Annotated in this window: 28 protein-coding genes; 9 read left to right on the forward strand and 19 right to left on the reverse strand. The window is 60.2% G+C overall.

Annotation, left to right across the window (positions count from 1 at the left end):
- Positions 1 to 6: 6 nt before the first annotated feature.
- Together mexE and KGA97_RS18110 are read right to left on the reverse strand one after the other, a co-directional pair.
- Positions 7 to 1251, reverse strand: coding sequence for a multidrug efflux RND transporter periplasmic adaptor subunit MexE (gene mexE / locus KGA97_RS18105; protein ID WP_223481201.1), 1245 nt, complete (start codon positions 1249 to 1251; stop codon positions 7 to 9).
- Between the two features lie 140 nt (positions 1252 to 1391).
- The gene (locus KGA97_RS18110) at positions 1392 to 1670 is read right to left on the reverse strand and encodes a LysR family transcriptional regulator (protein WP_008038901.1); all 279 of its coding nucleotides are present in this window, start codon (positions 1668 to 1670) and stop codon (positions 1392 to 1394) included.
- Positions 1671 to 1842: 172 nt separating this feature from the next.
- Here KGA97_RS18110 and KGA97_RS18115 point away from each other — a divergent pair, with 172 nt between their 5' ends.
- On the forward strand, positions 1843 to 2409 hold the full coding sequence (locus tag KGA97_RS18115; protein WP_223481202.1) for a TetR/AcrR family transcriptional regulator: 567 nt from the start codon (positions 1843 to 1845) through the stop codon (positions 2407 to 2409).
- A gap of 28 nt (positions 2410 to 2437) precedes the next feature.
- Here the strand turns inward: KGA97_RS18115 and KGA97_RS18120 are convergent, their stop codons facing one another.
- The 3 genes from KGA97_RS18120 to KGA97_RS18130 all read right to left on the reverse strand — a co-directional run bounded on the left by KGA97_RS18120 (position 2438) and on the right by KGA97_RS18130 (position 3695).
- Entirely contained in the window at positions 2438 to 2623 is a 186-nt protein-coding gene (locus KGA97_RS18120) for a hypothetical protein (RefSeq protein WP_223481203.1), read from the reverse strand.
- Between the two features lie 121 nt (positions 2624 to 2744).
- On the reverse strand, positions 2745 to 2939 hold the full coding sequence (locus KGA97_RS18125) for a hypothetical protein (RefSeq protein WP_008033474.1): 195 nt from the start codon (positions 2937 to 2939) through the stop codon (positions 2745 to 2747).
- A gap of 291 nt (positions 2940 to 3230) precedes the next feature.
- Entirely contained in the window at positions 3231 to 3695 is a 465-nt protein-coding gene (locus KGA97_RS18130; protein ID WP_223481204.1) for a nuclear transport factor 2 family protein, read from the reverse strand.
- 94 nt (positions 3696 to 3789) lie between these two features.
- Between KGA97_RS18130 and KGA97_RS18135 the strand changes: the two genes are divergently transcribed.
- Positions 3790 to 4197 carry a winged helix-turn-helix transcriptional regulator gene (locus KGA97_RS18135; protein ID WP_223481205.1) on the forward strand — a complete coding sequence of 136 codons (408 nt, stop codon included), beginning with the start codon at positions 3790 to 3792 and terminating at the stop codon, positions 4195 to 4197.
- A gap of 9 nt (positions 4198 to 4206) precedes the next feature.
- Here KGA97_RS18135 and KGA97_RS18140 read toward each other — a convergent pair whose 3' ends face one another.
- The 3 genes from KGA97_RS18140 to KGA97_RS18150 are packed head-to-tail and all read right to left on the reverse strand — an operon-like array spanning position 4207 to position 6342.
- Positions 4207 to 5184 (reverse strand): saccharopine dehydrogenase family protein, encoded by a 978-nt coding sequence (locus KGA97_RS18140; protein WP_223481206.1) that lies wholly within the window; start codon positions 5182 to 5184, stop codon positions 4207 to 4209.
- Positions 5181 to 5582: a VOC family protein gene (locus KGA97_RS18145; protein ID WP_223481207.1), complete on the reverse strand. Its 402-nt coding sequence runs from the start codon at positions 5580 to 5582 to the stop codon at positions 5181 to 5183. The genes KGA97_RS18140 and KGA97_RS18145 overlap by 4 nt, the downstream gene beginning before the upstream one ends.
- Positions 5583 to 5598: 16 nt before the next feature.
- Positions 5599 to 6342 carry an SDR family NAD(P)-dependent oxidoreductase gene (locus tag KGA97_RS18150; RefSeq protein WP_223481208.1) on the reverse strand — a complete coding sequence of 248 codons (744 nt, stop codon included), beginning with the start codon at positions 6340 to 6342 and terminating at the stop codon, positions 5599 to 5601.
- 136 nt (positions 6343 to 6478) lie between these two features.
- Between KGA97_RS18150 and KGA97_RS18155 the strand changes: the two genes are divergently transcribed.
- Positions 6479 to 7372: an AraC family transcriptional regulator gene (locus KGA97_RS18155; RefSeq protein WP_223481209.1), complete on the forward strand. Its 894-nt coding sequence runs from the start codon at positions 6479 to 6481 to the stop codon at positions 7370 to 7372.
- Between the two features lie 32 nt (positions 7373 to 7404).
- Here the strand turns inward: KGA97_RS18155 and KGA97_RS18160 are convergent, their stop codons facing one another.
- Complete coding sequence (locus KGA97_RS18160) at positions 7405 to 10428, reverse strand: FAD-binding and (Fe-S)-binding domain-containing protein (protein ID WP_223481210.1); 3024 nt, start codon at positions 10426 to 10428, stop codon at positions 7405 to 7407.
- 156 nt (positions 10429 to 10584) lie between these two features.
- On the opposite strand from KGA97_RS18160, the gene KGA97_RS18165 reads away from it, so the two are divergent.
- On the forward strand, positions 10585 to 11478 hold the full coding sequence (locus KGA97_RS18165; RefSeq protein WP_223481211.1) for a LysR substrate-binding domain-containing protein: 894 nt from the start codon (positions 10585 to 10587) through the stop codon (positions 11476 to 11478).
- A gap of 267 nt (positions 11479 to 11745) precedes the next feature.
- On the opposite strand, the gene KGA97_RS18170 is transcribed toward KGA97_RS18165, so the two are convergent.
- Genes KGA97_RS18170 through KGA97_RS18190 form a run of 5 tightly spaced genes read right to left on the reverse strand, consistent with a single transcriptional unit; the run spans position 11746 to position 16458 of the window.
- Complete coding sequence (locus tag KGA97_RS18170; protein ID WP_223481212.1) at positions 11746 to 12204, reverse strand: metallophosphoesterase family protein; 459 nt, start codon at positions 12202 to 12204, stop codon at positions 11746 to 11748.
- A 41-nt stretch (positions 12205 to 12245) separates the two neighbouring features.
- Entirely contained in the window at positions 12246 to 13370 is a 1125-nt protein-coding gene (locus KGA97_RS18175) for an agmatine/peptidylarginine deiminase (RefSeq protein WP_223481213.1), read from the reverse strand.
- 23 nt (positions 13371 to 13393) lie between these two features.
- Positions 13394 to 14491 carry an extracellular solute-binding protein gene (locus KGA97_RS18180; RefSeq protein WP_223481214.1) on the reverse strand — a complete coding sequence of 366 codons (1098 nt, stop codon included), beginning with the start codon at positions 14489 to 14491 and terminating at the stop codon, positions 13394 to 13396.
- A gap of 1 nt (position 14492) precedes the next feature.
- Positions 14493 to 15401, reverse strand: coding sequence for an N-carbamoylputrescine amidase (aguB, locus tag KGA97_RS18185; protein WP_223481215.1), 909 nt, complete (start codon positions 15399 to 15401; stop codon positions 14493 to 14495).
- A 4-nt stretch (positions 15402 to 15405) separates the two neighbouring features.
- Positions 15406 to 16458, reverse strand: a complete 1053-nt coding sequence (locus KGA97_RS18190; RefSeq protein WP_223481216.1) for an agmatine/peptidylarginine deiminase — start codon at positions 16456 to 16458, stop codon at positions 15406 to 15408.
- A gap of 134 nt (positions 16459 to 16592) precedes the next feature.
- Between KGA97_RS18190 and KGA97_RS18195 the strand changes: the two genes are divergently transcribed.
- A complete protein-coding gene (locus KGA97_RS18195) occupies positions 16593 to 17447 on the forward strand; it encodes a LysR substrate-binding domain-containing protein (protein ID WP_008027147.1) in 855 nt (284 codons plus the stop codon).
- A 91-nt stretch (positions 17448 to 17538) separates the two neighbouring features.
- Positions 17539 to 18432, forward strand: coding sequence for a LysR family transcriptional regulator (locus tag KGA97_RS18200; RefSeq protein WP_223481217.1), 894 nt, complete (start codon positions 17539 to 17541; stop codon positions 18430 to 18432).
- Here KGA97_RS18200 and KGA97_RS18205 read toward each other — a convergent pair.
- The 5 genes from KGA97_RS18205 to KGA97_RS18225 form a co-directional block, all read right to left on the reverse strand.
- A complete protein-coding gene (locus KGA97_RS18205; protein WP_223481218.1) occupies positions 18420 to 19592 on the reverse strand; it encodes a cupin domain-containing carboxymuconolactone decarboxylase family protein in 1173 nt (390 codons plus the stop codon). The genes KGA97_RS18200 and KGA97_RS18205 overlap by 13 nt on opposite strands.
- Before the next feature lie 13 nt (positions 19593 to 19605).
- Entirely contained in the window at positions 19606 to 20661 is a 1056-nt protein-coding gene (locus KGA97_RS18210) for an alpha/beta hydrolase (protein ID WP_223481219.1), read from the reverse strand.
- 60 nt (positions 20662 to 20721) lie between these two features.
- Positions 20722 to 21816 (reverse strand): alpha/beta hydrolase, encoded by a 1095-nt coding sequence (locus tag KGA97_RS18215; protein ID WP_008038946.1) that lies wholly within the window; start codon positions 21814 to 21816, stop codon positions 20722 to 20724.
- Between the two features lie 247 nt (positions 21817 to 22063).
- Complete coding sequence (locus KGA97_RS18220) at positions 22064 to 22444, reverse strand: RidA family protein (RefSeq protein ID WP_008027160.1); 381 nt, start codon at positions 22442 to 22444, stop codon at positions 22064 to 22066.
- A 39-nt stretch (positions 22445 to 22483) separates the two neighbouring features.
- On the reverse strand, positions 22484 to 23455 hold the full coding sequence (locus KGA97_RS18225) for a helix-turn-helix domain-containing GNAT family N-acetyltransferase (RefSeq protein ID WP_008027162.1): 972 nt from the start codon (positions 23453 to 23455) through the stop codon (positions 22484 to 22486).
- A 206-nt stretch (positions 23456 to 23661) separates the two neighbouring features.
- Here KGA97_RS18225 and KGA97_RS18230 point away from each other — a divergent pair, with 206 nt between their 5' ends.
- From KGA97_RS18230 to KGA97_RS18240, 3 genes are all read left to right on the forward strand, one after another.
- Entirely contained in the window at positions 23662 to 24972 is a 1311-nt protein-coding gene (locus KGA97_RS18230) for a flavin-containing monooxygenase (RefSeq protein ID WP_223481220.1), read from the forward strand.
- 21 nt (positions 24973 to 24993) lie between these two features.
- The gene (locus tag KGA97_RS18235) at positions 24994 to 25410 is read left to right on the forward strand and encodes a RidA family protein (RefSeq protein WP_008038953.1); all 417 of its coding nucleotides are present in this window, start codon (positions 24994 to 24996) and stop codon (positions 25408 to 25410) included.
- 121 nt (positions 25411 to 25531) lie between these two features.
- On the forward strand, positions 25532 to 25670 hold a 139-nt coding region (locus KGA97_RS18240; protein ID WP_223481222.1), incomplete at its 3' end, for a DUF1028 domain-containing protein.

Raw genomic sequence — 25670 nt, forward strand, 5'->3', positions numbered from 1 at the left:
TGCTCCTTATCCGCGAGGTGCAGCGGCAGAATCCGCTTTCACCAGGGCAGGTGATTTAGCGGCCGCCGGCTGATTGGAGGCTTCGATGGCCTGACGCTGGCGAGCCAGTGTGGCGACGGTTTCCGGGCTGGCCATCGGCGCATCCTGCGGGTCGATCACCGCGCCGGGCCGCACGCGCTGCAGGCCGTTGATGACGATACGATCTTCTTTCTGCAAGCCGCTGCGCACGATGCGCAAGCCTTCAAGCTTCGGCCCCAGATCGACGCTGCGATACACGGCTTTGTTGTCCTGATCGACCACCAGCACGAATTTTTTGCCGAGGTCGGTGCCCACCGCTTCGTCCTTGATCAACAGGCCGGGATAGGCGGCGCTGCCCACCAGTTTCAACCGGGCATACAGGCCGGGGGTGTACTGGCCGTCTGCGTTATCGAACACCGCGCGACCACGGATGGTGCCGGTTTTCGGATTGACCTGGTTGTCGACGAAGTTCATCTGCCCGAGGTGGCTGTTGCCCTCCTCGTTCGACAGGCCCATGTACACCGGCGTGGCTTGACCGCGCTGGCCCTGACGGGAAAGCAGGCTGTACTTGAGGAACATGCGCTCGTCCGCATCGAAATAGGCGTAGACCTTGTCCGTGGAGACCACGCTGGTCAGCGCTGTAGTGTCGGCGGTCACGATGTTGCCGGCGGTGATTTCCGCACGGCTGACGCGGCCGGTGATCGGCGCGGTAACGCGGGTGAAACTGAGGTTCAAACGCGCCAGATCCAGCTGCGCCTGAATGGCATCGACACCGGCCCTGGCCTCTTGCGCCGTGGTCGTGCGGGTGTCGGCGAGCTCTGCGGAGATCGCGTTGCTGCTCAATAGACGTTGGCCGCGCTGCGCTTCGTTGCCGGTGCGGACCAGGGTGGCGCGTGCCTGTTGCAACTGCGCCTCGATGCGATGCACCTCATGTTCGAACGGCCGTGGATCAATCTGGAACAGCAAGTCGCCCTTCTTCACCAGCGCGCCATCGGTAAAGGCAACACGTTCGATCTGGCCCGACACCCGTGGACGAACCTCGACGGTTTCCGGTGCTTCCAGGCGAGCGGTGACTTCATCCCACTCGGTAATGGGCTGCTCGAGCACTTTGGCGACGGTGACGTGCGGCGCCCCCGGAGCCTGTGCGGCGCTGGGTGTGCGTTCACACGCGGTAAGCATCAGCAGCGCCAACGCAGCCAAGGGATAACGCAAAGGTTTGAGTGACTGTTCCATGGGGTGTGTCCGCCAGACGGTTTGGGATTTTGCGGATTCTCGGCCTCGCGCGAGGTCACGACGAATCGAACGGAGTGAAGTTGGCTATCATCATTAATGATAGCCGTCATGTTTAAGGACAAAAAAAGGGGGCGACCCGGTTAACCCCTCTTGTGAGCGATTGCCGAACACACGCAATCCAGCGCTGGCCCCAGCGTCTGCGCCGCACTCAATGCCCGTGGGGTGGGCACCATTCGGCGACCGATGCGCTCGAACAAAGGGTCGTTGAACAACTTGCGCAAACGCACCAGCGCCGCACTGATGGCGGGCTGGCCCAGCGACAGTTTCTCAGCGGTGCGGGTGAGGTTTCGCTCCTGAATCAGCGTGTCGAACACCACCAGCAGATTCAGATCGATACTGTGCAGATCATTACGTTTCATGGGGCAGGTCCACGTAGAGATTTTTGACTTGAGCCACAGGCGGGGAATCCGCCAGACTTGAGTCGATACCGGAAAAGCCATTGCAGCGACTTTATATGACGCGCATCATCAATACCAGCCTCTCAGCACAGCTTTTCCCAAGCGATGCCGACCTGGCGACAGGAGCAGACTCATGAAAGTCACGAAAGACCAGGCCGCCGCAAACAAAGAGGCGATCCTCACGGCCGCGTCCCGGCTGTATCGGGAAAAGGGAATCGACGGCATCGGCATTGGTGAACTGTCGCGCTCCGTGGGCCTGACCCATGGCGGCTTTTACGGACAGTTTCCGGGAGGCAAGGAGCAGTTGGCTTCAGAAGCCGTCACCCGCACGTTCGAGTCCAATATCCAGGACTGGCGGGACGCCAAATCCATTCCCGAGCTCATCAAGGGTTACCTGACGCAAGGGCACCTGGATAACTGGACCGAGGGCTGCCCCATCCCGGCATTGGGCGCCGATGTTGCCCGCGCCGGCGGGACCGTCAGCAACTCCTTCACCAAAGGCGTCGAGCGTTTGATCGAAACGCTGATGGCGCTGGTCGAGGGGGAAAGTGACGAGGAAAAATACCAGGAATCGCTGCGCATCCTGTCATCGATCGCCGGGGCGATGTTGATTGCCAGGGCGTTGGACAACCCGGAGTTGTCCGGGCAGTTCCTGCAATCGGTGATCAGTGCCTGGCCTGCTGCTCAGAGGGACGAATGAGGGCAATAAAGAGAGGGGCGATGGCAGATCAGATCAGCTTCGCCACCAGGGCGACGGCGATAAACGTGGTCAAAGCTAACGCAGCACCGATGCTAAACGGGACTACCGTAGTGCGGAGTGCGGTCGGGGTGGGGCTGCGCATTTCTTCAGCCAGAGCAGCTACTTCACGGTGCAATTGCTCAATGCTGTCTTGATTACTACTTTGTATTGGCATGCTGCATTTCCTTTGACGACACAAATCAAATCTGAACATAAACCTTTGTTAGCAATGTGGACTGCGCAACCGCAAAGCTCAAGCGCTTGCGATGTATGGCCCGTTGTCGCGAACCCAGCGCCTATAACTTAAACCAAAAGCCCGCAGCGGCTACGATGGCGGTCACCATACCTGCCCCCACTGCAAACGGGTACCAGAAGGCATCCTGCTTCAGCTTGGTTTCTTCCGCCTTGAGTTTACGAGACTCAACCAGGAGTTTTCGAATTTCGACTTGTATTTTATCGAGCTCCAGATTGTCGCGGTCGTTTTGGAGCATGAATCCATCCTTTCACTTTTTAGCGAGCAGCCTATGAGCAGCTATCCGGATAGCCGCTGAACGTGGGTGAATATCCATCGCCTGCAACCGCTCACTTCTCCCGCTCTGCCCTCTTACTATTCACTGCCCATCAAGATCCGGATAGCAGGTAACTCCTGAACGTTTGTAGGCAAACGCCAAGAGTCGCGTGCGAAAGTCTGGGCACCTCTAATTTGACCTACAGCGCGTCACAATTGCTTTTTTCGCCGGTAAACATGTGTCATGAAGACTCTGCTTAGAACGCTTTCGATGCTAAACGCCCGAGAGAACACCCGGATCCCCCGTGCGCCAGACATTGTCGACCGTAACACGCTCAATAAGCCAAACCGCACCCCGCCGGACCAATTCGACGTCGTAGCGGTTTTTCATCAGGTAATGGCGCGAGTGATCGTTTTGAGGCAGGTGTTGTGCTTCAACGATCGCTTCCAGATGCGCCTTGTCACCTTCGACGCTGACCCGGGGATTGCTCACCGAATGCGTCGTGTCGATCTGGGCGAGCGAATCGGACAGCGCTGCGACGATCAACTCCCGGCCTTCCAGCACCGGATAATCGAAACCGGCTTTTGCCGCGGCAGGCCGGAAGTCCGAGACCGCGTCTTCGACGAAAGCTGACGCCAGCAAATCTCTGTCACGCAGGTCGATGCCCGCGGCGAATCGGTAAAGGGTCTCGACCACAGCCAGTTTGTCTGCGGTTTCCGTCGGGTTTGTGAATGACATGGGTAACTCCTCGAAATTAGCTCGCATGGTATCTTTCGTATACCAGATATCAATTACGCACTTTGAAGTCATCAGGTATATCGGAGGAAACCCCATGCTCGAAAATGACGATCGGACGCAGGCTCAAGACGAGCCCGACTCCGGAAATAGAGGCGTCGATTGTTCCAGCCGATTCCTGCTGGATCAGATCGCTGATAAATGGTCGGTACTGATACTCGCCGCACTGTGCGAGAAGCCGCTGCGCTTCAATGAACTCAAGCGCTGCCTGGACGGCATTACCCAAAAGGCGCTGACCCAGACCCTGCGTCGCCTGGAGCGCAACGGCATCCTTGCCCGGCGGGTGATCCCGTCCTCGCAGATCGCGGTGGAATACAGCATCACGCCATTGGGGCGCACGCTGGAAGAACCGTTCCGCGCGTTGTATCTCTGGACGTTCAATCACCTGGACGCGGTCATGCAGGCACAGACAGCGTTTGATGAACGTGAGATCGAGTTGCAATGAACCGCGATTCTAAAAATCACTGATCGTCGTCCCGGCGATCGTCTGCGCGAAGCCCATCCCGAGCAGTCGTGCCGGCGTTTCGAAGCCCGGTCGCCGTTCGTTATTCAATACCCGACGCGCAGCCTCCACCGCCGCCAACGGCGTGTAGGTGTATCCGTTGACGGTCCCTATGACCGAACGTGCAACGCTGCCATCCGCGCCGGTGACTTCGGCGACTGCCCGGGCTCGATGAGCTTCACGCTGCTGTGCACTCGGGCCATCGGGAAGTTGAGACAGATCGCCTTCGGGGAAAGCATCTCCCGTGATGTGCACGAACATGGCGATATCGGGGATGCCGGTGGAGTGCCACCCGGTAACCAGGTCGCCGAACGACAGCGGCGCACACAGCACCGGGCCATCGCCGAAGTCGAAGTGTTCCGGTTGTGCATCGGGGGTCGAAACCAGCTCACCGCCGACACGCGCCAAAAGGCCCGCGCCCATGATCTCGCTGACACTCAAGGCTGATCCGCGTGACATGGAGCCTGCGACCTGAAGCGCCACCCGCAGTGACTGCGGACCCTGCACACGGCAAGCGACATGCATCGCCAGGCAGTCTGTCGGCACCACGTCCCAGCCCACTCCGGGCAACAGCATCACGTCCGCCTCGGCAGCTTGCACGCCAAGCCGTTCCGCCAGCCGATAGACATTGATCTCGGCCGTGATATCCAGATAGTCGACCCCTGCCTCGATACAGGCCAGCATCAATGGCCCCGCCGTCTGTGCAAAAGGCCCGGCGAAGTTCAACAGCACGCCGACACCTTCGAGGGATTGCGCTGTCAGTGTGTCGGGCGCAAAGACCCGGTAAGTGACGTCCAGTTGCGCAGCGAGCGTCATCAACCTGTCGGCATTTCGCCCAGCGATCACAACGTCCAGCCCCAGCGCCTTGGCATGCTCGGCAGCCATGCGTCCGGTATAACCGGTCGCGCCGTAGATCATTAATTTTTTCATTGAGTGTGCTGCCAGTTCTTGTAGACAAATTCGAGGCTGTAACCGTCCGGATCAAGGACGTTGGCCGCGTAATAGTTCGGGTCGTAATGCAGGCGTGCGCCGGGTGCGCCATTGTCGATTGCGCCATGCTTCATGGCGGCGGCGTAAGCTGCGTCGACCTCGGCTTTGCTGCTCGCCACGAACCCCACGTGCACCGCCCGCCCTTCGACGACACCCTTGCGCAACCAGAAAAACATCCGTCCGTTGGCGCCGAAACCCTTGAGGTCCGGATGGCCTGGCGGACCGTCCTTGCCGTCGAAATCGAGCCTCGCAGTAATACCAAGCGGCGTGAGTGCGGCGTCGTAGAACCGGATCGAGCGCTCGATATCAGTGACGCAAATGAAGATGTGATCAAGCATGTATCAGTCCCCCTGTTCAGATGATGTAGCCGCCGGCGACTTCGATAGTCTGGGCATTGATCCAGCGTCCTTCTTCCGACAGGAGCATGGCGATCACCCGCGCCACGTCTTGCGGTTCGCCCACCTGGCCAAGCGCCGTTTGCGAGGCCAGCAACGCCTCGAACTCGTCATTCAAGCCACCACCCAACTCGGTTCGGATCGCCCCGGGCGAGACGGCATTGGCCCGAATGCGGCGGGCGCCGAATTCCTTGGCCATGTACCGGGTGAGCACGTCCAGCCCACCCTTGAAGGCGGCGTAAGGTGCCACGCCCGCCGTCGCCACGCGGGTGGTCGCACTGGTCAGATTGACGATGCCGGCGCCCTCCTCCATCAATGAAAGCAAGGCTTGGGTGAGGAAGAACGGGCCCTTGAGGTGGACGTTCAGCAAACTGTCGAACTGTGATTCAGTGACCGACTCAAGCGGATTGAACAAGCCGTGGCCCGCGTTGTTGACCAGACCACTCAGGGTGCTCACACCCCAGGTCACCTGCAATGCCTGCACGACGGCCGTACGAAATGTCCCAAAGCTACTGACATCGGCGACATCCAGTTCCAGCGCCACCGCCTTGCCACCCGCCAGCTCGATGCGACTTGCAACAGACTGTGCGGCCTGCCCATTAGTCTTATAGGTGAGGATGACGCCCAAGCCCTGCCGCGCACACTGTTCGGCGGTGCTGGCGCCGATGCCACGGCTGCCTCCGGTGATGACGATAACGCCCATGTAATGCTCCGCTGTCGATGAGAAGAGCGACCACAGTAACCATGACCCACGTCGAGCACGCAGCCGTTCCTGCCCGATTCCTGCCTGTTTCTGCTTTTTACTTGCGCCCGTGTGTCCCGCAGATCAGCATGCGCCCATGAACACACAACTGATCGAACTTCGGGCGTTGGCGTCAGAGGCCAAGAACCGTCGCACTGAAACGGGTATCCCGCGCGTGGCCATGGTCCAGGGCGAAATTCCCGAACACATGCTCGCTGCCGTCTACGATCCGATGATCAACCTGATCCTCCAGGGCAGCAAATCGATGACCGTCGGCGATCGCACGCTGCACTACGACCCGGCGACGTATTTTGTGATGTCCATCGAATTGCCTGCGGTGGGAAGCGTGCACCCGGCGGTCTCGGGCGAGCCCTATCTTGCGGTCAGCCTGACACTTGACCCGATGGTGCTCTCGACGCTGCTGGCCGACCTGCCAAAACCCGTTGGACGTTACGAGAACGACCCGGGATTTTCAGTGGCCGCCGTCACTCCGCAATTGATGGATGCATGGGTTCGCATGCTGCGACTGATGGAAAGCCCCGAGGAGATTGCAGCGCTCGCTCCCGTTTACGAACGGGAGATCCTGTACCGCGTGCTGCAAGGTCCTCATGGCTGGATGCTGCGTGAAATTGCGGCACCGGATACCGCCATGGCACGGGTCAGCCTGGCCATCCAGTGGATTCGGCAGTACTTCGCCGAACCCATTCGAGTGGAGGCGCTGGCGCAGAAGGCGGCGATGAGCGTGTCTGCCTTTCACCGTCACTTCAAGGCGGTGACGACGTTGAGCCCCTTGCAGTACCAAAAGCGCGTGCGATTGCTTCAGGCACGCACGCTGCTGGTGTCCAGTGCGAAGAGCGTCACGAGTGCGGCATTCGATGTCGGCTACGAAAGCGCCACCCAATTCAGCCGCGATTACGCCCGCGTATTCGGATTGCCGCCGGCGCGGGATGCCGCTCGCATTCTGGCCGAGACTCGAGGACGCGAGCGGTAACCCGGCCATCCAACGGACTACTCAATCCCCCTTCACTCAACGAGCACATGCTCCAACACCACCTCCAGCGGGTGACGCAGTTGCTTGCTGGCCAGGCGCTTGACCTGGCTGCGGCACGAATACCCCGTCGCCAGCGCTTCACCCGCCTTGTCCAGCTTGCCCGCCCATGACTGCTCGAAAATAGTCCGTGAGGTCTCTTGGTTACGCGCTTCGTGGCCATAGGTGCCCGACATGCCGCAACAGCCGGTTGCCTCGGTCACCAGCTTCAGCCCAAGCCTGGCAAACACGGTTTCCCATTGCGAGGTGCTGGCCGGGACGTTGGTCTTTTCGGTGCAGTGCGCCATCAAACGGAACGTCTGATCAGCGTGACGGGACCTTTCAGGCAACACATCAACCAGCCACTCCTGGGGCAGCAAGACTTTCGGGCAGCCGTCGAGGCCCGGCACTTTCTGATATTCCTGGCGATAGACCAGCGTCATCGCCGGGTCCAGGCCAACCAACGGCACGCCACAGTCGGCCAGGGCCTTGAGCTGATTGGCGTTGCGGATCGCCGCTTTGGCGAATGCACCGAGGAAACCCTGCACGTGCAAAGGCTTGCCGTTGGCACTGTAGGGCGCCAGAAACACGCGGTAGCCCAACTGATGCGCCAACTGGATATAGCTCGCCAACAGCGGTGTTTCAAAGTAGCGGGTGAAGGCGTCCTGCACCAACACCACGCTTCGCTCACGTTGTGCGGCAGTCAGTTCGCGCAGGGCGGGCACGCTGGCGACAGCGACTTTGCAGCGGGTCAACGTGTTCTGCAGGTCGAAGCGGTGGATCAGCGGACTGTCGAGCATGCCGACGTGTCGCTCCAGCAAACGACTCACCCAATTCGAACCCATCACCGCGTTGTACAGGCCCGGCGCGTAGGCCATGTAGGGAATGGTGAACTCCAGCGAGCCGATCAGATAATCGCGCATCGGGCGTTGATAGCGACCGTGATACAGCTCGAGAAAACGCGAGCGGAATTCCGGGACATTGACCTTGACCGGGCATTGTCCCGCGCAGGATTTACAGGCCAGGCAGCCGGCCATGGCGTCGTACACCTCATGGGAGAAATCCGCCTCGCCGCGCGAGCGCGCCAGGTTGTTGCGCAGTCGCGTCGGCAACCCGCTCAACCACGTCAACTTGCCCCGGGCCGCTTGCAACACATCAATATTGGCCGCGCCTTGCAGACGCAACCACTCGCGAATCAATGACGCCCTGCCCTTCGGCGAATGCTGGCGTTCCCGCGTGGCTTTCCACGACGGGCACATCGCATCGTTGGGGTCATAGTTATAGCAAGCGCCGTTGCCGTTGCAGTGCACGGCGCTGCCGAAGCTCTGCCACACGCGCTCATCGATTTGCCGATCCAGATCACCGCGCAGCGTCACTTCGTTGACCTTGAGCAAGCCTTGGGCCGCATCCGGCGGGGTGCAGATCTTGCCGGGATTGAGCTGATTGTGCGGGTCGAACGCGCCCTTGAGCGATTGCAGCGCCGGGTACAGTTCGCCAAAAAAATCGGGGACATATTCCGAGCGCAAACCCTTGCCGTGCTCGCCCCACAACAGCCCGCCATAACGCCGGGTCAGCTCGGCCACGGCATCGGAAATCGGCTTGACCAGTGCGGCCTGCTTCGGGTCTTTCATGTCCAGCGCCGGACGCACATGCAACACGCCGGCATCGACGTGACCGAACATGCCGTAGGCCAGGCCATGGCTGTCGAGCAATGCGCGGAACTCGGTGATGTAGTCGGCCAGTTTCTCAGGCGGTACGGCGGTGTCTTCAACAAACGGCTGCGGGCGGACTTCGCCTTCGACGTTGCCCAATAACCCGACAGAGCGTTTACGCATGGTGTAGACACGGGTCACCGCTTCAGCACCTTCGGCCAGCGTGTGGCCCAGCCGTTCGATCGTCGTATCGGCCTGCAAATGCGTCACGAACGACGCCACGCGAGCGTTCACCTCCGACAGGTCTTCGCCGCTAAATTCAACCAGGTTGATACCCAGCGTCGGGCGCTCGGCATCCGCCGGGAAATACTCGGCGACGCTGTGCCAGACGATGTCTTTCATCGCCAGCAGCAACACTTTGGAGTCCACGGTTTCGATGGACAGCGGCTTGTGCGCCAGCAACGCATTGGCATCGCGCAGCGCATCCATGAAGCTGCTGTAGCGCACGTTCACCAGCACCGAATACTTGGGAATCGGCAGCACGTTGAGCTTGGCTTCGACGAGGTAACTCAACGAACCTTCCGCACCGCACAGCACGCTATTGAGGTTGAAACGCCCCTGCTCGTCGCGCAGGTGCGCCAGGTCGTAACCGGTCAGGCAGCGATTGAGTTTGGGGAACACCGCCTCGATCAGCTCGGCCTGGGTTTCCTGGATCTGCCGTGCGGTGCGGTACACCTCGCCGATACGGCCGGGTTGCGCACATGCAGCTTCCAGCTGTGCGTCGGACAGCGGCTGGCTGTGCAGGCGCTCACCGCCGAGCAGTACGCTGTCCAGTTCCAGCACATGATCGCGGGTCTTGCCATAGGTGCAACTGCCCTGGCCGCTGGCGTCCGTGTTGATCATGCCGCCAACGGTGGCCCGGTTGGACGTCGACAGCTCCGGGGCGAAAAACAATCCATGAGGTTTGAGCGCGGCATTGAGCTGGTCTTTGACCACGCCCGCCTGCACCCGCACCCAACGTTCGGCGACGTTGATTTCGAGGATGGTGTTCATGTGTCGCGACAGGTCAACCACGATGCCGTCGGTCAACGACTGGCCGTTGGTGCCGGTGCCGCCGCCACGTGGGGTCAGCTTGATCTGGCGAAAGCGCGGTTCGGCCATCAATGTTGCGATGCGCACGATGTCGTCTGCATCCAGTGGGAACACCGCCGCTTGCGGCAGACGCTGGTAAATCGAGTTATCGGTCGCCAGCACGGTGCGGGTGGCATAGTCGGCACTGAGCTGACCGCGGAAACCGGCGGCACGCAAGGCCTGGAGGAATTCCGGGTACTGTGCGGCGGGTGCAGCGGTAGGCAACTGGGCGATCATCGCTGGAAAATCTCTTGTAGGTCTAATCACGGAAATCAAAATACTTGTCGCCTGAGCATTAATAGGTCAGCCTCAGGTCGTCGGCTGAGCCAATGATCCTGCAGGTTCCGACGCCGAACAAACGGATAATCCTGCCGCTATCGATGACTTTTACGAATGAATTACCGCCATCTCACCCCGTCCATGTCCTTGCTGCTGGCTTTTGAAGCCGCCGCCCGGCATGAAAGCTATACCCGCGCCGCGCTGGAGCTGTCACTGACCCAAAGCGCCGTCAGCCGGCAAGTCCAGGCGCTGGAGCAGCAACTGGGCCTGACGCTGTTTCGTCGCGAAGGTCGGCAGGTGCAATTGACCGACGTCGGTCGTCTTTACCAGCGGGAAATGAGCGACGCGCTCGGGCGCATCCGCAGCGCCACATTGCAGGCGCTGGCTTATCAGTCAGGCAGCGGCACCTTGCGCCTGGCCACATTGCCCACGTTCGGTTCGAAATGGTTATTGCCGCGCCTTCACGACTTCTACAAAACCCATCCCGGCATGCTGGTGCACATCAACTCCCGGATCGAAGCCATCGACTTCGAAACCAGTGGCATCGATGCCGCAATCGTCGTCGGCACGGCCGACTCGCCGGGCCTGATCAGCCATCGCCTGCACACGGAAGAATTGATGGTGATCATTTCTCCAGAAGCGGCCGAGGCCCATGACGCCTGGACCCCGGAACGCATTGGCGGGCAGACGCTGCTCAACGTCGCGAACAACGCCAACGTCTGGGGCGAGTGGTTCAGCCACCACGGCCTGCCCCATCGAATGATGCGGCTGGGGCCGAGTTTCGAACTCACTTCACACTTGATCCAGGCCGTGAGAGCGGGCATTGGTATCGGTCTGGTGCCGCGCATCCTGGTGACCGACGAGCTGGCCAACGGCGAGCTGATCAGCCTGGACCAACCCTTCGCCAGCCAGCGCAGTTACTACCTGACCTACCCACCGCGCAACGAAAGGCTGCCTTCGCTGATCGCGTTCCGTACCTGGTTGCTGGCGATGGTCGTCAACGATTAAACGTATCTACAGGATAAACGCGGCGCCTGTGAGTCCATCGCTGGCAAGCCAGCTCCTACAGTGCAGCGGCGCACACAAGACCCGGCCTCACCTAAACCCTGTAGGAGCCGGCTTGCCGGCGATGGTCGTTAACGATTAAGCGCATCTACAGGGTAAACGCGACGCCTGTGAGTCCATCGCCAGCAAGCCGGCTCCTACAGTGCAGCGGTGTACACAAGACCCAGCCTCACCCAATCCTGTAAACGAGCCATTGTTGCTTCGCGCACTTCACTCCAACAGCGAGACCAGGCGCGACTCTATTGCCGTCTCGAATACCTCCAGCAACGCCAATGTCACCGGCAACTTGAAGCGCCTGCGCCCCGCACTGCCCGGATTGAGATAAAGCACTTCACCGCGCCATTCGATGCACGGCTTGTGCGAATGGCCGGTGATCACCAGTTTGACCGTCGCATCAAACACGGCCGGGACATCGGCGAGGTCATGCACCAGCAACGCCTCCCACCCGTTGAGGTCGAAACGCAGGCAATCTGCTAGATCCGTTGCCCAGGAAGCATCAAGATCATTGTTCCCGCGCACGACATGCAGTGGAGCGATTGCCCCAAGCTGCTCAAGGATTTCGGAGCTACCGATGTCGCCCGCATGGATGATCCGCTCACACCCCTCCAAAGCCGCAAGGGCCTCAGGGCGGAGCAGTCCATGGGTATCGGAAATCACGCCAACCTTCATACAAAGCTCCCGACCAGGCTCAAGCAGTGGAGCATCGCAGACTAAACCAACGGCTGATGACTGGTCACACAATGTATGCCGCCACCCCCAGCGGAAATTGCGTCGATGTTCAGCTGCACCACCTCTCGATCCGGATAGAGCCCGGACAACAGATCAAAGGCTTTGGCATCTGCCGCCTTGTCACCAAACTCCGGCGCAATCACCGCGTCGTTGATCACGAAGTAGTTGATATAGCCCGCTGCAAAGTCCGGGTTGCTGCGGTTGAACCTGCTCTTTCGTGGATTAAGCGGCGGCGACACGGTATGGACCTGCAGTTTGCGACCATCGGCATCCGTGGCATTTTTCAGAATATCCAGATGAACCCGCGTGACCTTGTAATCGTATGACTCGGGGTCGTTGTCGAGGTTGGCGATCACCACGCCAGGCTTGACGAAACGGGCGTAGAAATCGACATGCGCATCGGTGATGTCCTTGCCCTTGATGCCCGGCAGCCAAATGATTTTGCGCAGGCCCAAGCGGGCTTTCAGTTCCTCCTCGACCTCGGCCTTGCTCCAGTCAGGGTTGCGATTTTTATTGATCCAGCTGCTCTCGGTCATGATCCCGGTGCCGTGACCATCCACTTCGATACCGCCGCCCTCGCCCACCAGTTCGCTGCGCAGGTAACGCGCATCCGTGGCGTCGGCCACCTGTGCTGCCAGTTGCGCATCTTCGGCGTGCTGCTGTTTGTTGCCCCAGCCGTTGAAATTGAAATCCACGGCGCCAAGTACGCCCTTGTCATCAATGACGAAGTTGGCACCGATGTCGCGCATCCAGATGTCGTCGAGTTCGGTGACGACGTAGGTGATGTTGCTCTTGCCGCAATGCTCTTCGGCCAGGCTCCGCTCGTGCTCGCGACAGAAAACGGTAACCGGTTCATGGCGGGCGATGGTGCGCGCAATCAGGCCAATGGCCGCTTGCACGTCGGCGGTGAAATCCTCCCAGATCGCCTCTTGCGCACCAAAAGCAATGAAGGCTTGCTCGTGGCGATCGCCCTCATCCGGCATGCGCCAACCGACCTGGGTGGCTGCGCGCGCGGACAAAGGCGTCAGGCCAAATCCGATGGAGGCAACCGCCCCCATCCCCGCCACGACCGAAACCTGCTTGATGAACTCGCGACGCGTCGACATGTATTGATCCTTGGAAAGTGAACTCATTTCGCGGTGGCCGTCTTGAACTTGGTCCAGGTGCGCATCCGCGCGCGCATATCGGATTGTGGGATGTCCTTGCCCGGAATCAGCCGCGCATAGGTGGCCTCATCGAGGTAAATGTCCGGGTTGTTGCGCATTGTCGCATCGACGCTCGGCCGCGCCTTGGCGTTGGAGGTCGGGTAGCCGGTGAAGTTACTGATGTCGGCCATGTTCTGCGGGCGCATGACGAAGTTGATGAACGCATAAGCGTACTCCGGATGTTTCGCATCGACCGGAATCGCCATGGTGTCCATCCACACGGTGGTGCCTTCACGGGGGATGCGGTACTCGAATCGGGTGCTTTTGCCGGCGCTGTCTGACGTCCGTTGCGCCTGGGTCATGTCGCCGCTGTAACCGAGCGACACGCACAGGTTGCCGTTCACCAGATCGGTCACCGGCTGCGACTGGAACTTGCGAATGTGTGGCCGCAGTTTCATCAGCAATTCACTCGCCGCCGCGAGGTCTTCGGGGTTGGCGCTGCGCGGTTCCCGACCGAGGTAATTGAGCACCACGGCGAGCACTTCGTCCGGTGAGTCGATCATCGAAATACCGCAGTCGGCAAATTTGCTGGCCAGCTCCGGCTTGAACAACATATCGAGGCTGTTGACCGGAGCATCGGGCAAGCGCTGTTTGATCTGCTCATCATTGTAGGTCAGGCCGATGGTGCCCCACGTGTAAGGCACGGTGGCCTGACTCGAGGTTTCATACTGCCGGCGCAGTTTCTGCAATCCGGGCTCGATGTCGTCCAGCGCGGTGAGTTTGCTGCGGTCCAGCGGCAGCAGGCTGCCGGCGCGCATCAAGCGTTCGGCCACCGTGTCGCCGGGGAAGATCAGGTCATAACCGCTGCCACCGGCGAGCATTTTGGCTTCCAGCGTTTCGCTGCCATCCATGACGTCATAGATCACTTTGATCCCGGTTTCAGCGGTGAATTTCGCCAGCGTGTCCTCGGCGAAATAATCGGCCCAGTTGTACAGCCTGAGGGTTTTCTCTTCGGCGTGCAGCGACGACGAGGCCAGTGCCAACCCCAAGGTGCCGAGCAACAACGTGTGCGCAATGCCCATATCAAACTCCTTGAGTGTTCCAGCGTGCATGAAGGTGACGACCGTCCTGACTCAACAGCGCCCCGTACATCTCCGGGCGACGGTCACGGTAGATGCCCCAGCTCAGGCGCTCTTCGCGCATGGCGCTCAAGTCCAGGCTGTGCACCAGCACGCCGGTGCTGTCGCGGTCAGCCTCGGCGAGCAATTTGCCCTTGTGATTGCAGATGAACGACGAGCCATAGAAGTTCATTTGCAAGCTCGGATCGGTGGTCGCCGCTTCTCGGCCGACACGATTGGCGGCCACCACCGGCAGGATATTCGCGGCCGCATGGCCACGCATGGTCATCTGCCAGTGGTCACGGGAATCCAGTTCGGCGCAGCCAGGTTCAGAACCGATGGCGGTGGGAAACAGCAAGACTTCAGCGCCCATCAACGCCAGGCAACGGGCGGTCTCGGGGAACCACTGATCCCAGCAGATCCCCACGCCGAGGCGCCCGAACGCCGTGTCCCAGACCCGGAAACCGGTATCGCCGGGGCTGAAGTATTCCTTCTCCTGATAACCGATGGCGTTGGGGATGTGGGTCTTGCGATACACGCCCAACAAGCGCCCGTCGGCATCCGCCACGCTCAGAGAGTTGAAATAGGCATTGCCGGCCTTCTCGAACCAGCTCAGCGGCAGCACCACGCCCAACTCCTTGGCCAACGCGGCAAAGCGTTTGAGTACACGGCTGTATTGATATTCTTCAGCCAGAGCCAAGTGTTTGTGGCTTTGCTCGATGCAGAAATACGGCGTGGCAAACAGCTCCTGCAACAGGATGACTTGAGCGCCCTTCGCCGCGGCCTCGCGAACCAACTGCTCGGCAAGGTCGAGGTTGCGCGGCAAATCCCAGGTGCAGGGCATTTGGGTGGTAGCAATCGTCAATAGAGTCATGGCATCAACCCTTCACTGGCCAGGCAGGCTGCTGTTGGGTGATGCAATGCACCCCGCCGCCGCCATGGGCCAGATGGTTGATCCGCACCGGCACCACTTCACGCCCAGGGAATGCCTGGGCCAACACTTCGGCCGCTGCGTGGTCGGCATCGATGCCGTAGGCCGGCATGATGATCGCGTCGTTGGCGATGTAGAAATTGGTGTACGAGGCGCAGAACACTTCAGCCTCAGTGTCCACCGCATCAGTGGCTTCATAGAGCTCGATCAGCTCGAACTTCCGGCCTTGGGCATCAGTGGCCAGTTCCAGCGCGCGGCGGTTTTCGCGGGCCACTTCTGCATACACCGACTGCTTGTCGTGAGTCGCGTCCACCAGCAACACGCCGGGGCGTGCGAATGCGCAGACACCATCGACATGGCCGTCAGTCATGTCGCCGGTCACATAGTCCGGATCACCCGGCAGCCAGATGGTTTTCTTCACGCCCAGCAGACGCGTGAAAATCTCCTCCATCTCAGCCTTGGTCATCCCGGGGTTGCGATTGGGATTGAGCAACACCGACTCGGTGGTGATCAGCGTGCCCTCGCCGTCGACATGGATCGCCCCGCCTTCGTTACTCAGCGGTGTGCCGAAGCACGGCAAGCCCAGGTGATTGAGTGCGCGGCGCGCCAGGCCTTCATCCAGATCGTGCGCCGACTTGCCGCCCCACGCGTTGAAGCGCCAGCTCACACCGGCCAGCCCTTGTTGCGGGTGGCAAACGAAGCTTGGGCCGGAGTCGCGACACCAACTGTCGTTCACCGCCAACTCGATCAGTTCGATGTTTGGCCCACAAAGCGCCTTGGCACTCGCGACAGCAGACGGATCAACGACCATTTTCACCGGTTCGAAACGGGCGATGGCGTTGGCTACCCCGGCGAAGTCCTTTTGCACTTGTGCCAGGGTGACGCGCCAACCCGACTCCCAGAGTGACTGATTGTGTGGCCAGACCATCCAGGTCGCTGCGTGCTTTACCCATTCTGCCGGCATCAACCAGCCGCTGTTCTGAAGTTCGTTCTGCTGCATGACAATCGCCCTTGAGTTAAGTCATTGTGTTCAATGAAAATGACCTTTTCGGTCCTGGCATGCATGCTACGGCTGTAAAAACGGGCGAACAAACGATGGATTTTGCAGAAAAGTGATTAGAGGAACTTATCAATATGCTCAAGCACTGGCCCCCGCTCAGCACCCTTCGCGGCTTTGAGGCTGCTGCCCGCCTGGGCAGTTTTCACAAGGCCGCCGACGAGCTGCACCTGACCCAATCGGCGATCAGCCAGCAGATTCGAACGCTTGAGGCGTACCTTGAACAGCCGCTGTTTTTTCGCAGTGGACGCAGCGTCAGCCTGACCGATGCCGGCCACGATTTGCTCAGCACCACGCAGGCGTTGTTGCAGCAATTGTCGGTCGGCATTCGTCGTCTCGGGCAATACCAGAAACCCAATCAACTGGTACTCAACACCACGCCGACGTTCGCTCGTCATTGGCTGCTGCCACGCCTGGGGGATTTTCGCCGTCAGCATCCGGAAGTCGATCTGTGGATTTTCAGCACCGATGAAGTCCCGGACATGACCACCCAGACCATCGACCTCGCGGTGCGCGATGACATCAGCTCCCAGGCCGAATGCAGCTTCAAGGTGCTGCACGCTGACCGCCTCTATCCGGCGTGTCACCCCGATGTGTTGGCCGTGCCCATCGAACAGCGCACCACCCTGCACGGCGAGCGGGAAATGGACTGGAGCCATTGGGACGTCGAGGCCGGCATCGATGTGGGGCAGAAGGATCAGGGCTTGAATTTTTCCGATCCCGGGTTGCTGCTGGACGCGGCGTGCGCGGGGTTAGGGATTGCACTGGTCAGCCAGCTGCTGAGTCGACAGGCGCGTGACAACGGACTGCTGCAACCGTTGGTGGAGGAAACCATTCGCGGGCCGAACTGGGCGTTGCTGACTCACCGTGACAGTGAGAACAATCCGTTGGCGCGAAGCTTCATCGAGTGGCTGCTGAACAACCTGACGTGACGCGGTCTTTTCGACATCCTGCAAAGCGCTTTCGCAGGCCTCAAGGTAAGCTCCTCGTTCCTCTTTGGAAACGTGACCCAGGGATGTACAAATGACCGTTGAAAGCTACGACCAACTCGCGATCTTCTCGGCCGTGGCGCAGGAGCGCAGTTTCACCCGCGCCGCTGCCAGGCTGGGCATGTCACAGCCCGCATTGAGCCGGGCCATGCGGCAGCTGGAGGAACGACTGGGCGTCAGGTTACTGTCTCGCACCACGCGCAGCGTATCCCCCACGGAAGCGGGCAAACATCTGCTGAAAGTGATCGCCCCAAGGTTCGAAGAGATCGACATCGAGCTGGCATTGCTCAGCGAATTCCGCGACAAGCCCGCAGGCAAACTGCGTATAACGGCCGGTGAGCATTCCGCGATTACGGTCCTGCAACCGGTACTCGCGAAGCTGCTGCCCGACAATCCCGATCTCAATATCGAAATCATCGTCGACTACGGCCTGACTGACATTGTGGCGGAAGGCTTCGACGCTGGTGTTCGGCTGGGTGAGCAGGTCGCCAAAGACATGATCGCCATGCGCATCGGTCCCGACATGCGCATGGCGGTTGTCGGCTCCCCTGCGTATTTCGCTCGATACTCGCAGCCGACCCTCCCAAGCGACCTCATGCAGCACAACTGCATTACGCTGCGCATGCCCACCTACGGCGGCCTCTTTCTCTGGGAGTTCGAGAAGGATGGGCAAGAACTGAACGTACGCGTCGAAGGCCAAATGGTGTTCAACAACATCGCCATGCGCATGGAGGCCGCCCTTCAGGGGTTGGGGCTGGCCTATATGCCCGAAGACCTGGTGCAGGAGCATGTTGCGCAAGGCCGGTTGATTCGCGTGCTCGCGGACTGGTGCGAGCCGTTCTCGGGGTACCACCTCTACTACCCGAGCCGACGCCAGAGCTCGCCCGCCTTCGCACTGCTGCGCGAAGCGCTGCGCTATTTGGGCTGATTTGCCTGGGCAGCATTCAGCGCCTCGTCAGCACGTTTGGCCGCATCGGCATGACCTTGCTCCGCCAGCAGCCGGACCAATTGACGCAATTGCGAAACGCTCAGGCCGACCCGCAGGCTGGCGGCCATGTGCGAACGCAGCTGTGACTCCACACCGGGAGTGACGGCCAACGCTGAGACCGTGGCCAACTCACGACTTTGCCAGTCCAGGTTATCGCGCTCGAAAATGTCGCCGAACAAATGCGCCTGCAGGTACTGGTTGATGACAGGTGCAAAGTCGAACAGCGGGCCCTGAACAGGCGCGCCGGCAATGCGGGTCTGATTGGCCTTGCCCACCGCCAGCAGTTCACCTCCGGTGGGAATGACACGACCGGGCTCGCGCCCCGGATCGTCCCGGATGCCGTTTTTCTTGCGCGCCTCCACAACCCTCATCAGCTCGCCAAGTGCGTTGAGACTGCGTGGAAAACCGGTGTAGGCGTAGAGTTGCACCAGTATTTCCTTCGCCTCGCTGACGGTCAGGCCCGCGTCCAGCCCCTGATTCAATGCAGCATTCAGCCCCGGCATGTTGCTGCTGGCCATGTGGGCAGCAATCAGCGGGATGGCTTGCTGCCTCGCGGACAGCACCTCGGAAGCGAGATTTTCGGTGGACATTGATGTCGGCGTCACGGGTTCGTGGGCGCGGTATTGATCGTCGGTGACTTTCTCCAGCCAATCCACACTCTTGCCATTCACAGCACCGGTCACCGCCAGGTGGGTCATGGCACTTGACGGTGCGGCGCCGTGCCAATGCTTGACGCCCGGCGGGCAGACGATCACGTCGCCGGGGAGGATTTCCTGCACAGGCTTGCCCCACTCCTGGGTCAAGCCCACGCCGGAAACCACCACCAATCGCTGGCCTGCGGGATGGGTGTGCCAGGCCGAACGCGCCCCCGGCTCGAAGGTCACGTAGGCGCTGGACGCATTGATTTCATTCGTGACGGGGAACAAGGGGTCAACGCGCACTTGCCCGGTAAAGTAATCCGCCGATCCTGCTGTGGAAGATTGGGAGCCTGCGCGACTGATCTGCTGAACGGACCGGGACTCACCGGCATTTTCAGCACCCGCAGCGCTGGCGAAGGGCGCTGCGACGCAAACTGCGATACCCAAAAGAGTGTTTTTCATAATGCCCCCCAAGTCAGAGCGTTCTGGCGTAAAACGCGTTCAACTGCGCAATGGCGACGTCAACATACTCAGGCACCCAATAGGTTTCGATATGAGTTGCGCCATCGATGGTGAACAGCTTCTTGTCCTGTGTACCGGTGGCCTTGGCAAAGGCTTGCTCCGACATATACAGGCTGTCCGCCTTGCTGCCCGCGATCATCAGCAACGGCTTGTCGATCAGTTCGATCTGATCCGTCGCATCGAAGCTCATCAGGTCCAGCAGGCTGCTCAGGGTGTATCTGAAGGTCGAGTTGGGGTGAGCATGAGTCTTGCCGTAGTACTCAAAACCCTGCCGATACAAATCAAATGGCAGCCTGGCGATCTGCTCGTCGGTGAGTTTGGCATCGCCGGTGTAGAGGATTTCTCCGCCCGCCGCTTCCTGGGCACGGGCAGCCGAAGCCTGCCGTAAACGCTCCTGAACGGTGGACAGCTGCGAATCCCTGTAGCCATTGCGCCGTACCAGTCCGGAATTGAACATGCTCACCGTTGCGATGGACTGGAAGCGCTTGTCGGTTTGCGCCGCCTTCAATGAATAGCCGCCACCGCCGCAGATACCGAGCAAGCCCAAACGCGAGTCGTCGGCGCCCGGATAGCCGGCGATAAAATCCGCCATGCCATGGATGTCTTCGACGCGGTTCGTTGGTTTGTCGACGTTGCGCGGCTGACCGCCACTGCCTCCCTGATACGCCGCATCCGCAGTGATCGTGATGTAGCCCTGATCTGCCAGGCGCTGGGCATACAGGCCTGCGACTTGCTCCTTCACCCCGCCATTGGGGTGTGCCACGACAACAACCGGGTACTTCTTCGCCGAGTCATAGTTCGCGGGGGTGTAAACGTTGGCGGCAATGTCCAGGCCATTGAGTTTGTAGGTGACCGGATGGATGTTGACCTTGCCGGGCTCGTTCTTCGTCAACGCGCCACCGTAGGTCAATGTGAATGGATTCTGCTTGTAGTCCCCTGCCTCGACTTCGGCTCCGGACATCCCGATCATGGCGGCCAGGAATGTGGCCTTTATCGTGGTTCGCGTCATATGAATATTCCTGCCAATTCCTGTTTACAAGGTGCACGGCAGCCATGGCCGTGCGCGTAATCAATCAAGATTTTTTTCTGCGAGGAAGGTCGAAACCAGATCCGCGATCTCGATGTTGTTCATGTCCGAGAACGGGAAGTGGCTATTGCCCTTGATCCCGATTTCCGGCAAGTGGATGAGCCTGACGTCACCGCCATGGCGATTCACCGCATCACGCCACAGGCGCGCCATCTCAAGTCGCGCGCGCCAGCTGTCCTGAGCAGGCAAACGAACCGGTTTGTCGGGGATGTTGTCGCCGTAGAAGATGAGAATGGGGATACGGGTCAACGCTTCGAACTGCTCCTTCGAGACGATCTGTGCCGAGACTGTGTCGAACGCGCTGGGGATCGGCACGGGCCCCTCCCCCTCGGGAAACACGAAGCTGCTGCCCGGTTCAAATGCGACGATAGCCCGCACATGGCGGCTCTTGATCGCCGTCAGCCAACCGGGCCCGCCACCTTGCGAGTGGGTAAACAGAATGGCCGGCCCCGTCTTTTCCAGCAGCGCGGATACGCCATCGGATACGACCTCAATGTCATAAGGGCCGGTGTTGGGCGTCATCGAACGGAAGAACTGCTCCAGCGCCTGCGGCCCCCGAGGAAATTGACTGCCCTCGAAAGTGTCGGGCCACAGGCCAATGCGGAACTGGTTGAACCACATCTGCTCGTCCGCCACCGGTTTGATCGTCGTTTCAACCAGACTGCGTCCGGCATCGCCACGGCGCGGCTGGTCGATCAACCAGGTGGAGAAGCCGCGACGCAGGAAGATGTTCTGAAACCCTTCGCGTCCGTCAGCCGTCGTTTCCCAGGATTTCGCAGACTGCCCCGCGCCATGCCACATGACAATCGGCAACGGGCGAGCGTCAACCGGGACCTGGTAGAACGCATACACATGGTCGCCATGGTAGCTTTGGCCATCAGACAGGGCAGGCTTGTAGGGGTCGAAGATACCCGGCTGAGTCTCAACCCGCCCGCCGGCAATCACGCTGCCCTGCTCCTTGATGACCAGCGGACTGCGCTCGTCCGCTTCGGCGACCGCAGAGGTGCACAGGGCAAAACACAGGGTGCCTGCCTTTGCCAGGGCTGAAACACGATAGAGAATTACGGGATGGGTCATGGGGTACTCTCGGCGAGAAACGCAGAGAAGCAACTTACCCTCAGACTATTGATTGATAAACAGTACTAATCGGATAGCACTAATACCAAAATCACATAAATGTGATGAGAAAGCCCAACACTTTCCCTGTAGGAGCGAGCCTGCTCGCGATGGAGGCCAACGATAACGCGGGCTTTCTGAATAAGCGCGTTGCGCCTGAGTTCATCGCGAGCAATCGAGCGTCGACCGGCTGCTCCTACCATTTTGCTCAGCCCTTGGCTGCCATCGCAGTCACTTCCACACGCATGCCTTCAACCGCCAGCGAGGCCACGCCAACAGCCGCACGCACCGGCCACGGTTTGGCGAAGAAGCGCTTGTACACCTCGTTGAACGCGGCGCGGTCGGCCATGTCGGTGAGGTAGATGGTCAGGTGCATGACGCGGTCCATGGAACTGCCGGCGCGCTCCAGCGCAACCTTCAATGCCTGCAACGTGCATTCGCTCTGCAGGGTGATGTCGCCCAGTTCCAGGCTGCCGTCGGCGCGGGTCGGGATCTGCGTGGAGACCAGGATGCCGTTGAAGCCGGCCACGTCGGAGGAGATGGAATCCGCGTCGGGATCAGGGGTGAAGGTGATGTCTTGGTTCGCCATGGGGTTCTCTTGTTCGAGGAAGTAAAAAGTGTGGGGAGTTTACAGCTTCACCGGGTGACTTGCGCCTCCCCTGCGGCGGGTGAATTGCTGTTCAGTCACCACGCTGCCCCACTGACTGCCTTGTTGTTCGTGGGTCAGCTCAAAACCTGCGGCTTCATAAAGTCGACGCGCGGCGTCCAGCCCCTTGAACGTTGCCAGCTCAATCGCCTCGAAGCCGAACCGGTCGCAGAACTCCACCGCCTCGCGCAGCAACTGGCGCCCCACCCCGCCACCACGGCAACCGTCATCAAGGATGAACCAGCGCAGGTGGGCCTGGTTATTGCCCAGATCCTGCCCGTCGATGGCAATCGAGCCGACGATACGATCATTCACTGTCGCCACCCAGAGGTTGTTGCAAGGTTGGTCCAGACGCCCCACGAACTCAGCGATGCCGCTGGCGACTTTGCTCTCGAAAAACTGCCCGAACCCTGAGTGCCTCGCGTAAAAGGCAGCATGCATTTCAGTCACACGCCCAACGACACCGGGACGGTAACCGACGCTGATCTCGACCGGGTTGCCCGGCGCTTTTCCTTCGCCGGTACGGTGTGCATTCAGGGCGTGGGCATACGCCGCCAGCCCTTGGGCGACCGCTTGTTGTTGTGATGGATTCAAGTGTTCCAGCGCCGTTTGGACCTGCGTTCGCCCATAAGCATGGATCGCAGTCACTGTGCGCCGGCCCTGCTTCGTCAATTGCAGACGCTTGACGCGACCATCGCTGTCGGCACTCTCCACCAGCTCGCCGGCCTTGATGAGCTTGGCCACCATGCGGCTGACACTGGACTTGTCCAGATCGAGCAATTGCACGAGTTGAGCGGCGGTCAGCGCCAGGTGTGCTTCGATTTCCAGCAGCGCGTGTACGGCTGAAGGTGAGTAGTCGGTCGCCGCCAGCGTGGCGCGCATGAAGCCCAACTCACGCACCATCGTGCGCGACGCAGAGCGGATTTCTTCAACCAGAGCGGGATGAGTGGTCACTTCAGGCCTCCCCTAAAAATAGTTGCACTATACAACCATATTTCAGCGTGGAGGTTCAACAGGCGCTGAGTCAAACGCTCTGCATCAGTTATTTATACTCAAATGCCAGCTTAATAATATTTTACCGATAACAGGGTCATCCCTAGTCTTGAGCCCAAGAAATGGCAGGCCGTTCGCGACCTAAATCCAACTCGAAGGGTATAGAGATGACCACTGAAAAAATAAAAACAGATACGCTGATTGTTGGTGCCGGTCAGGCTGGCGTGGCCATGAGTGAACACCTGAGCAAACTCGGCGTGCCGCACCTGGTGCTGGAGCGCAATCGTATCGCCGAACGCTGGCGCACCGGGCGCTGGGATTCGCTGGTGGCGAATGGTCCGGCGTGGCACGACCGTTTTCCCGGCCTTGATTTTGACGACCTCAGCCCCGACGAATTTGCGCCGAAAGAACGCGTGGCCGATTACTTCGAAGCCTACGCGAAGAAATTCAACGCGCCGATCCGCACCGGCGTGGACGTGCTGAAAGTTGAACGCAACGTTGGCCGTCCGGGTTTCACCATCGAAACTTCTGAAGGCGTGATCGAGGCCAACCGTGTGGTCGCCGCTACCGGGCCTTTCCAGCGGCCGGTGATTCCGCCGATTGCGCCGCAGGATCAGCCTTTCCTGCAGATCCACTCCGCCGATTATCGCAACCCGCAGCAACTGCCTGAAGGCGCGGTGCTGGTGGTTGGCGCGGGCTCGTCCGGCGTGCAGATCGCCGATGAATTGCAGCGGGCCGGCAAGCAGGTTTACCTCTCCGTCGGTGCCCACGACCGCCCGCCTCGCGCCTATCGCAACCGTGATTTCTGCTGGTGGCTGGGGGTGCTTGGCGAGTGGGATCAAGCGGCGATGAAGCCCGGTCGCGAACACGTGACCATCGCGGTCAGCGGCGCACATGGCGGCCGTACGGTGGACTTCCGTGGCCTCGCTCATCGCGGCATGACGCTGGTCGGCCTGACCCAGGCGTTCAACGGCGGCGTGGCGACCTTCCAGCCGAACCTGGCCGAGAACCTGGCGCGTGGCGACGAGAATTATCTGGCGCTGCTCAACGCCGCCGACGCCTACATCGAACGCAATGGCCTGGACTTGCCGCAAGAACCTGAAGCGCGCATCACCTTCCCCGATCCGGAGTGCGTGACCCATCCGATTCTTGAGCTGGACCTGGCCAAGGCCGGCGTGACCTCAATCATCTGGGCCACCGGTTTTGCCACGGACTACAGCTGGCTGAAGGTTGATGCCTTCGACGACAAAGGCAAACCACAGCATCAACGCGGTGTGTCGAGCGAACCGGGGGTGTATTTCCTCGGTTTGCCTTGGCAGTCCCGTCGCGGCTCTTCGTTCATCTGGGGCGTTTGGCATGACGCCAAGTACGTGGCGGATCACATCGCCATTCAGCGTTCGTACCTCGACTACCACGATGCGGCGCAACGCGAGGCGGAAGTTGTTTCGCTCGCCCCTAAAAAAACTGTCAGCGCTTAAGCCATTTTCCAGGAGCTTCACATGTCCACGCCAACCCATACCCGTATTCGCATGTTCAACACCAAGGAAACCTACCCGAACCAGAGCCTGGACAATGACCTGTGCCAGGCGGTCCGCGCCGGCAATACGGTTTATGTCCGTGGCCAGGTCGGGACTGATTTCGAAGGCCGTCTGGTAGGCCTTGGCGACCCGCGTGCGCAAACCGAGCAAGCCATGCGCAACGTCAAGCAGTTGCTGGAAGAGGCTGGCAGCGACCTCAGTCACATCGTCAAAACCACGACTTACCTGATCGATCCACGGTATCGCGAGCCGGTGTATCAGGAAGTCGGGAAGTGGTTGAAAGGCGTGTTTCCGATTTCGACCGGGTTGGTGGTGTCGGCGTTGGGGCAACCGCAGTGGTTGATGGAGATTGATGTGATTGCGGTGATTCCCGAGTAGACCGAGTCGCGGCCTTCGCGAGCAAGCTTCGCTCCTACAGGTGATCCGGATTTCCTGTAGGAGCGAAGCTTGCTCGCGAAGAGGCCCGCCCAGACACCTCATTTGCCAAGGAGCAAAACCCATGACCTTCTCTATCGCCGCCCGCTGCCCCGAAACCGGTCAGTTCGGCATCGCCATCAGTTCCTCCAGCATCGCCGTCGGCGCCCGCTGCCCGTGGCTGCTGCCGGGCGTCGGCGCCGTCTCCACGCAAAACATCACCC

Source organism: Pseudomonas sp. BF-B-15 (assembly GCF_019946675.1).
In the GTDB taxonomy this organism is placed as follows: domain Bacteria; phylum Pseudomonadota; class Gammaproteobacteria; order Pseudomonadales; family Pseudomonadaceae; genus Aquipseudomonas; species Aquipseudomonas migulae.

Coding starts and splice junctions, on each gene's coding strand:
- KGA97_RS18115 (WP_223481202.1), top strand. CDS start 1,843: ATGAAAGTCACGAAAGACCAGGCCGCCGCAAACAAAGAGGCGATCCTC.
- KGA97_RS18110 (WP_008038901.1), bottom strand. CDS start 1,670: ATGAAACGTAATGATCTGCACAGTATCGATCTGAATCTGCTGGTGGTG.
- KGA97_RS18140 (WP_223481206.1), bottom strand. CDS start 5,184: ATGAAAAAATTAATGATCTACGGCGCGACCGGTTATACCGGACGCATG.
- mexE (WP_223481201.1), bottom strand. CDS start 1,251: ATGGAACAGTCACTCAAACCTTTGCGTTATCCCTTGGCTGCGTTGGCG.
- KGA97_RS18135 (WP_223481205.1), top strand. CDS start 3,790: ATGCTCGAAAATGACGATCGGACGCAGGCTCAAGACGAGCCCGACTCC.
- KGA97_RS18120 (WP_223481203.1), bottom strand. CDS start 2,623: ATGCCAATACAAAGTAGTAATCAAGACAGCATTGAGCAATTGCACCGT.
- aguB (WP_223481215.1), bottom strand. CDS start 15,401: ATGACTCTATTGACGATTGCTACCACCCAAATGCCCTGCACCTGGGAT.
- KGA97_RS18175 (WP_223481213.1), bottom strand. CDS start 13,370: ATGTCGACGCGTCGCGAGTTCATCAAGCAGGTTTCGGTCGTGGCGGGG.
- KGA97_RS18205 (WP_223481218.1), bottom strand. CDS start 19,592: ATGAAAAACACTCTTTTGGGTATCGCAGTTTGCGTCGCAGCGCCCTTC.
- KGA97_RS18235 (WP_008038953.1), top strand. CDS start 24,994: ATGTCCACGCCAACCCATACCCGTATTCGCATGTTCAACACCAAGGAA.
- KGA97_RS18180 (WP_223481214.1), bottom strand. CDS start 14,491: ATGGGCATTGCGCACACGTTGTTGCTCGGCACCTTGGGGTTGGCACTG.
- KGA97_RS18130 (WP_223481204.1), bottom strand. CDS start 3,695: ATGTCATTCACAAACCCGACGGAAACCGCAGACAAACTGGCTGTGGTC.
- KGA97_RS18150 (WP_223481208.1), bottom strand. CDS start 6,342: ATGGGCGTTATCGTCATCACCGGAGGCAGCCGTGGCATCGGCGCCAGC.
- KGA97_RS18215 (WP_008038946.1), bottom strand. CDS start 21,816: ATGACCCATCCCGTAATTCTCTATCGTGTTTCAGCCCTGGCAAAGGCA.
- KGA97_RS18210 (WP_223481219.1), bottom strand. CDS start 20,661: ATGACGCGAACCACGATAAAGGCCACATTCCTGGCCGCCATGATCGGG.
- KGA97_RS18190 (WP_223481216.1), bottom strand. CDS start 16,458: ATGCAGCAGAACGAACTTCAGAACAGCGGCTGGTTGATGCCGGCAGAA.
- KGA97_RS18145 (WP_223481207.1), bottom strand. CDS start 5,582: ATGCTTGATCACATCTTCATTTGCGTCACTGATATCGAGCGCTCGATC.
- KGA97_RS18155 (WP_223481209.1), top strand. CDS start 6,479: ATGAACACACAACTGATCGAACTTCGGGCGTTGGCGTCAGAGGCCAAG.
- KGA97_RS18160 (WP_223481210.1), bottom strand. CDS start 10,428: ATGATCGCCCAGTTGCCTACCGCTGCACCCGCCGCACAGTACCCGGAA.
- KGA97_RS18125 (WP_008033474.1), bottom strand. CDS start 2,939: ATGCTCCAAAACGACCGCGACAATCTGGAGCTCGATAAAATACAAGTC.
- KGA97_RS18230 (WP_223481220.1), top strand. CDS start 23,662: ATGACCACTGAAAAAATAAAAACAGATACGCTGATTGTTGGTGCCGGT.
- KGA97_RS18200 (WP_223481217.1), top strand. CDS start 17,539: ATGACCGTTGAAAGCTACGACCAACTCGCGATCTTCTCGGCCGTGGCG.
- KGA97_RS18165 (WP_223481211.1), top strand. CDS start 10,585: ATGAATTACCGCCATCTCACCCCGTCCATGTCCTTGCTGCTGGCTTTT.
- KGA97_RS18195 (WP_008027147.1), top strand. CDS start 16,593: ATGCTCAAGCACTGGCCCCCGCTCAGCACCCTTCGCGGCTTTGAGGCT.
- KGA97_RS18220 (WP_008027160.1), bottom strand. CDS start 22,444: ATGGCGAACCAAGACATCACCTTCACCCCTGATCCCGACGCGGATTCC.
- KGA97_RS18170 (WP_223481212.1), bottom strand. CDS start 12,204: ATGAAGGTTGGCGTGATTTCCGATACCCATGGACTGCTCCGCCCTGAG.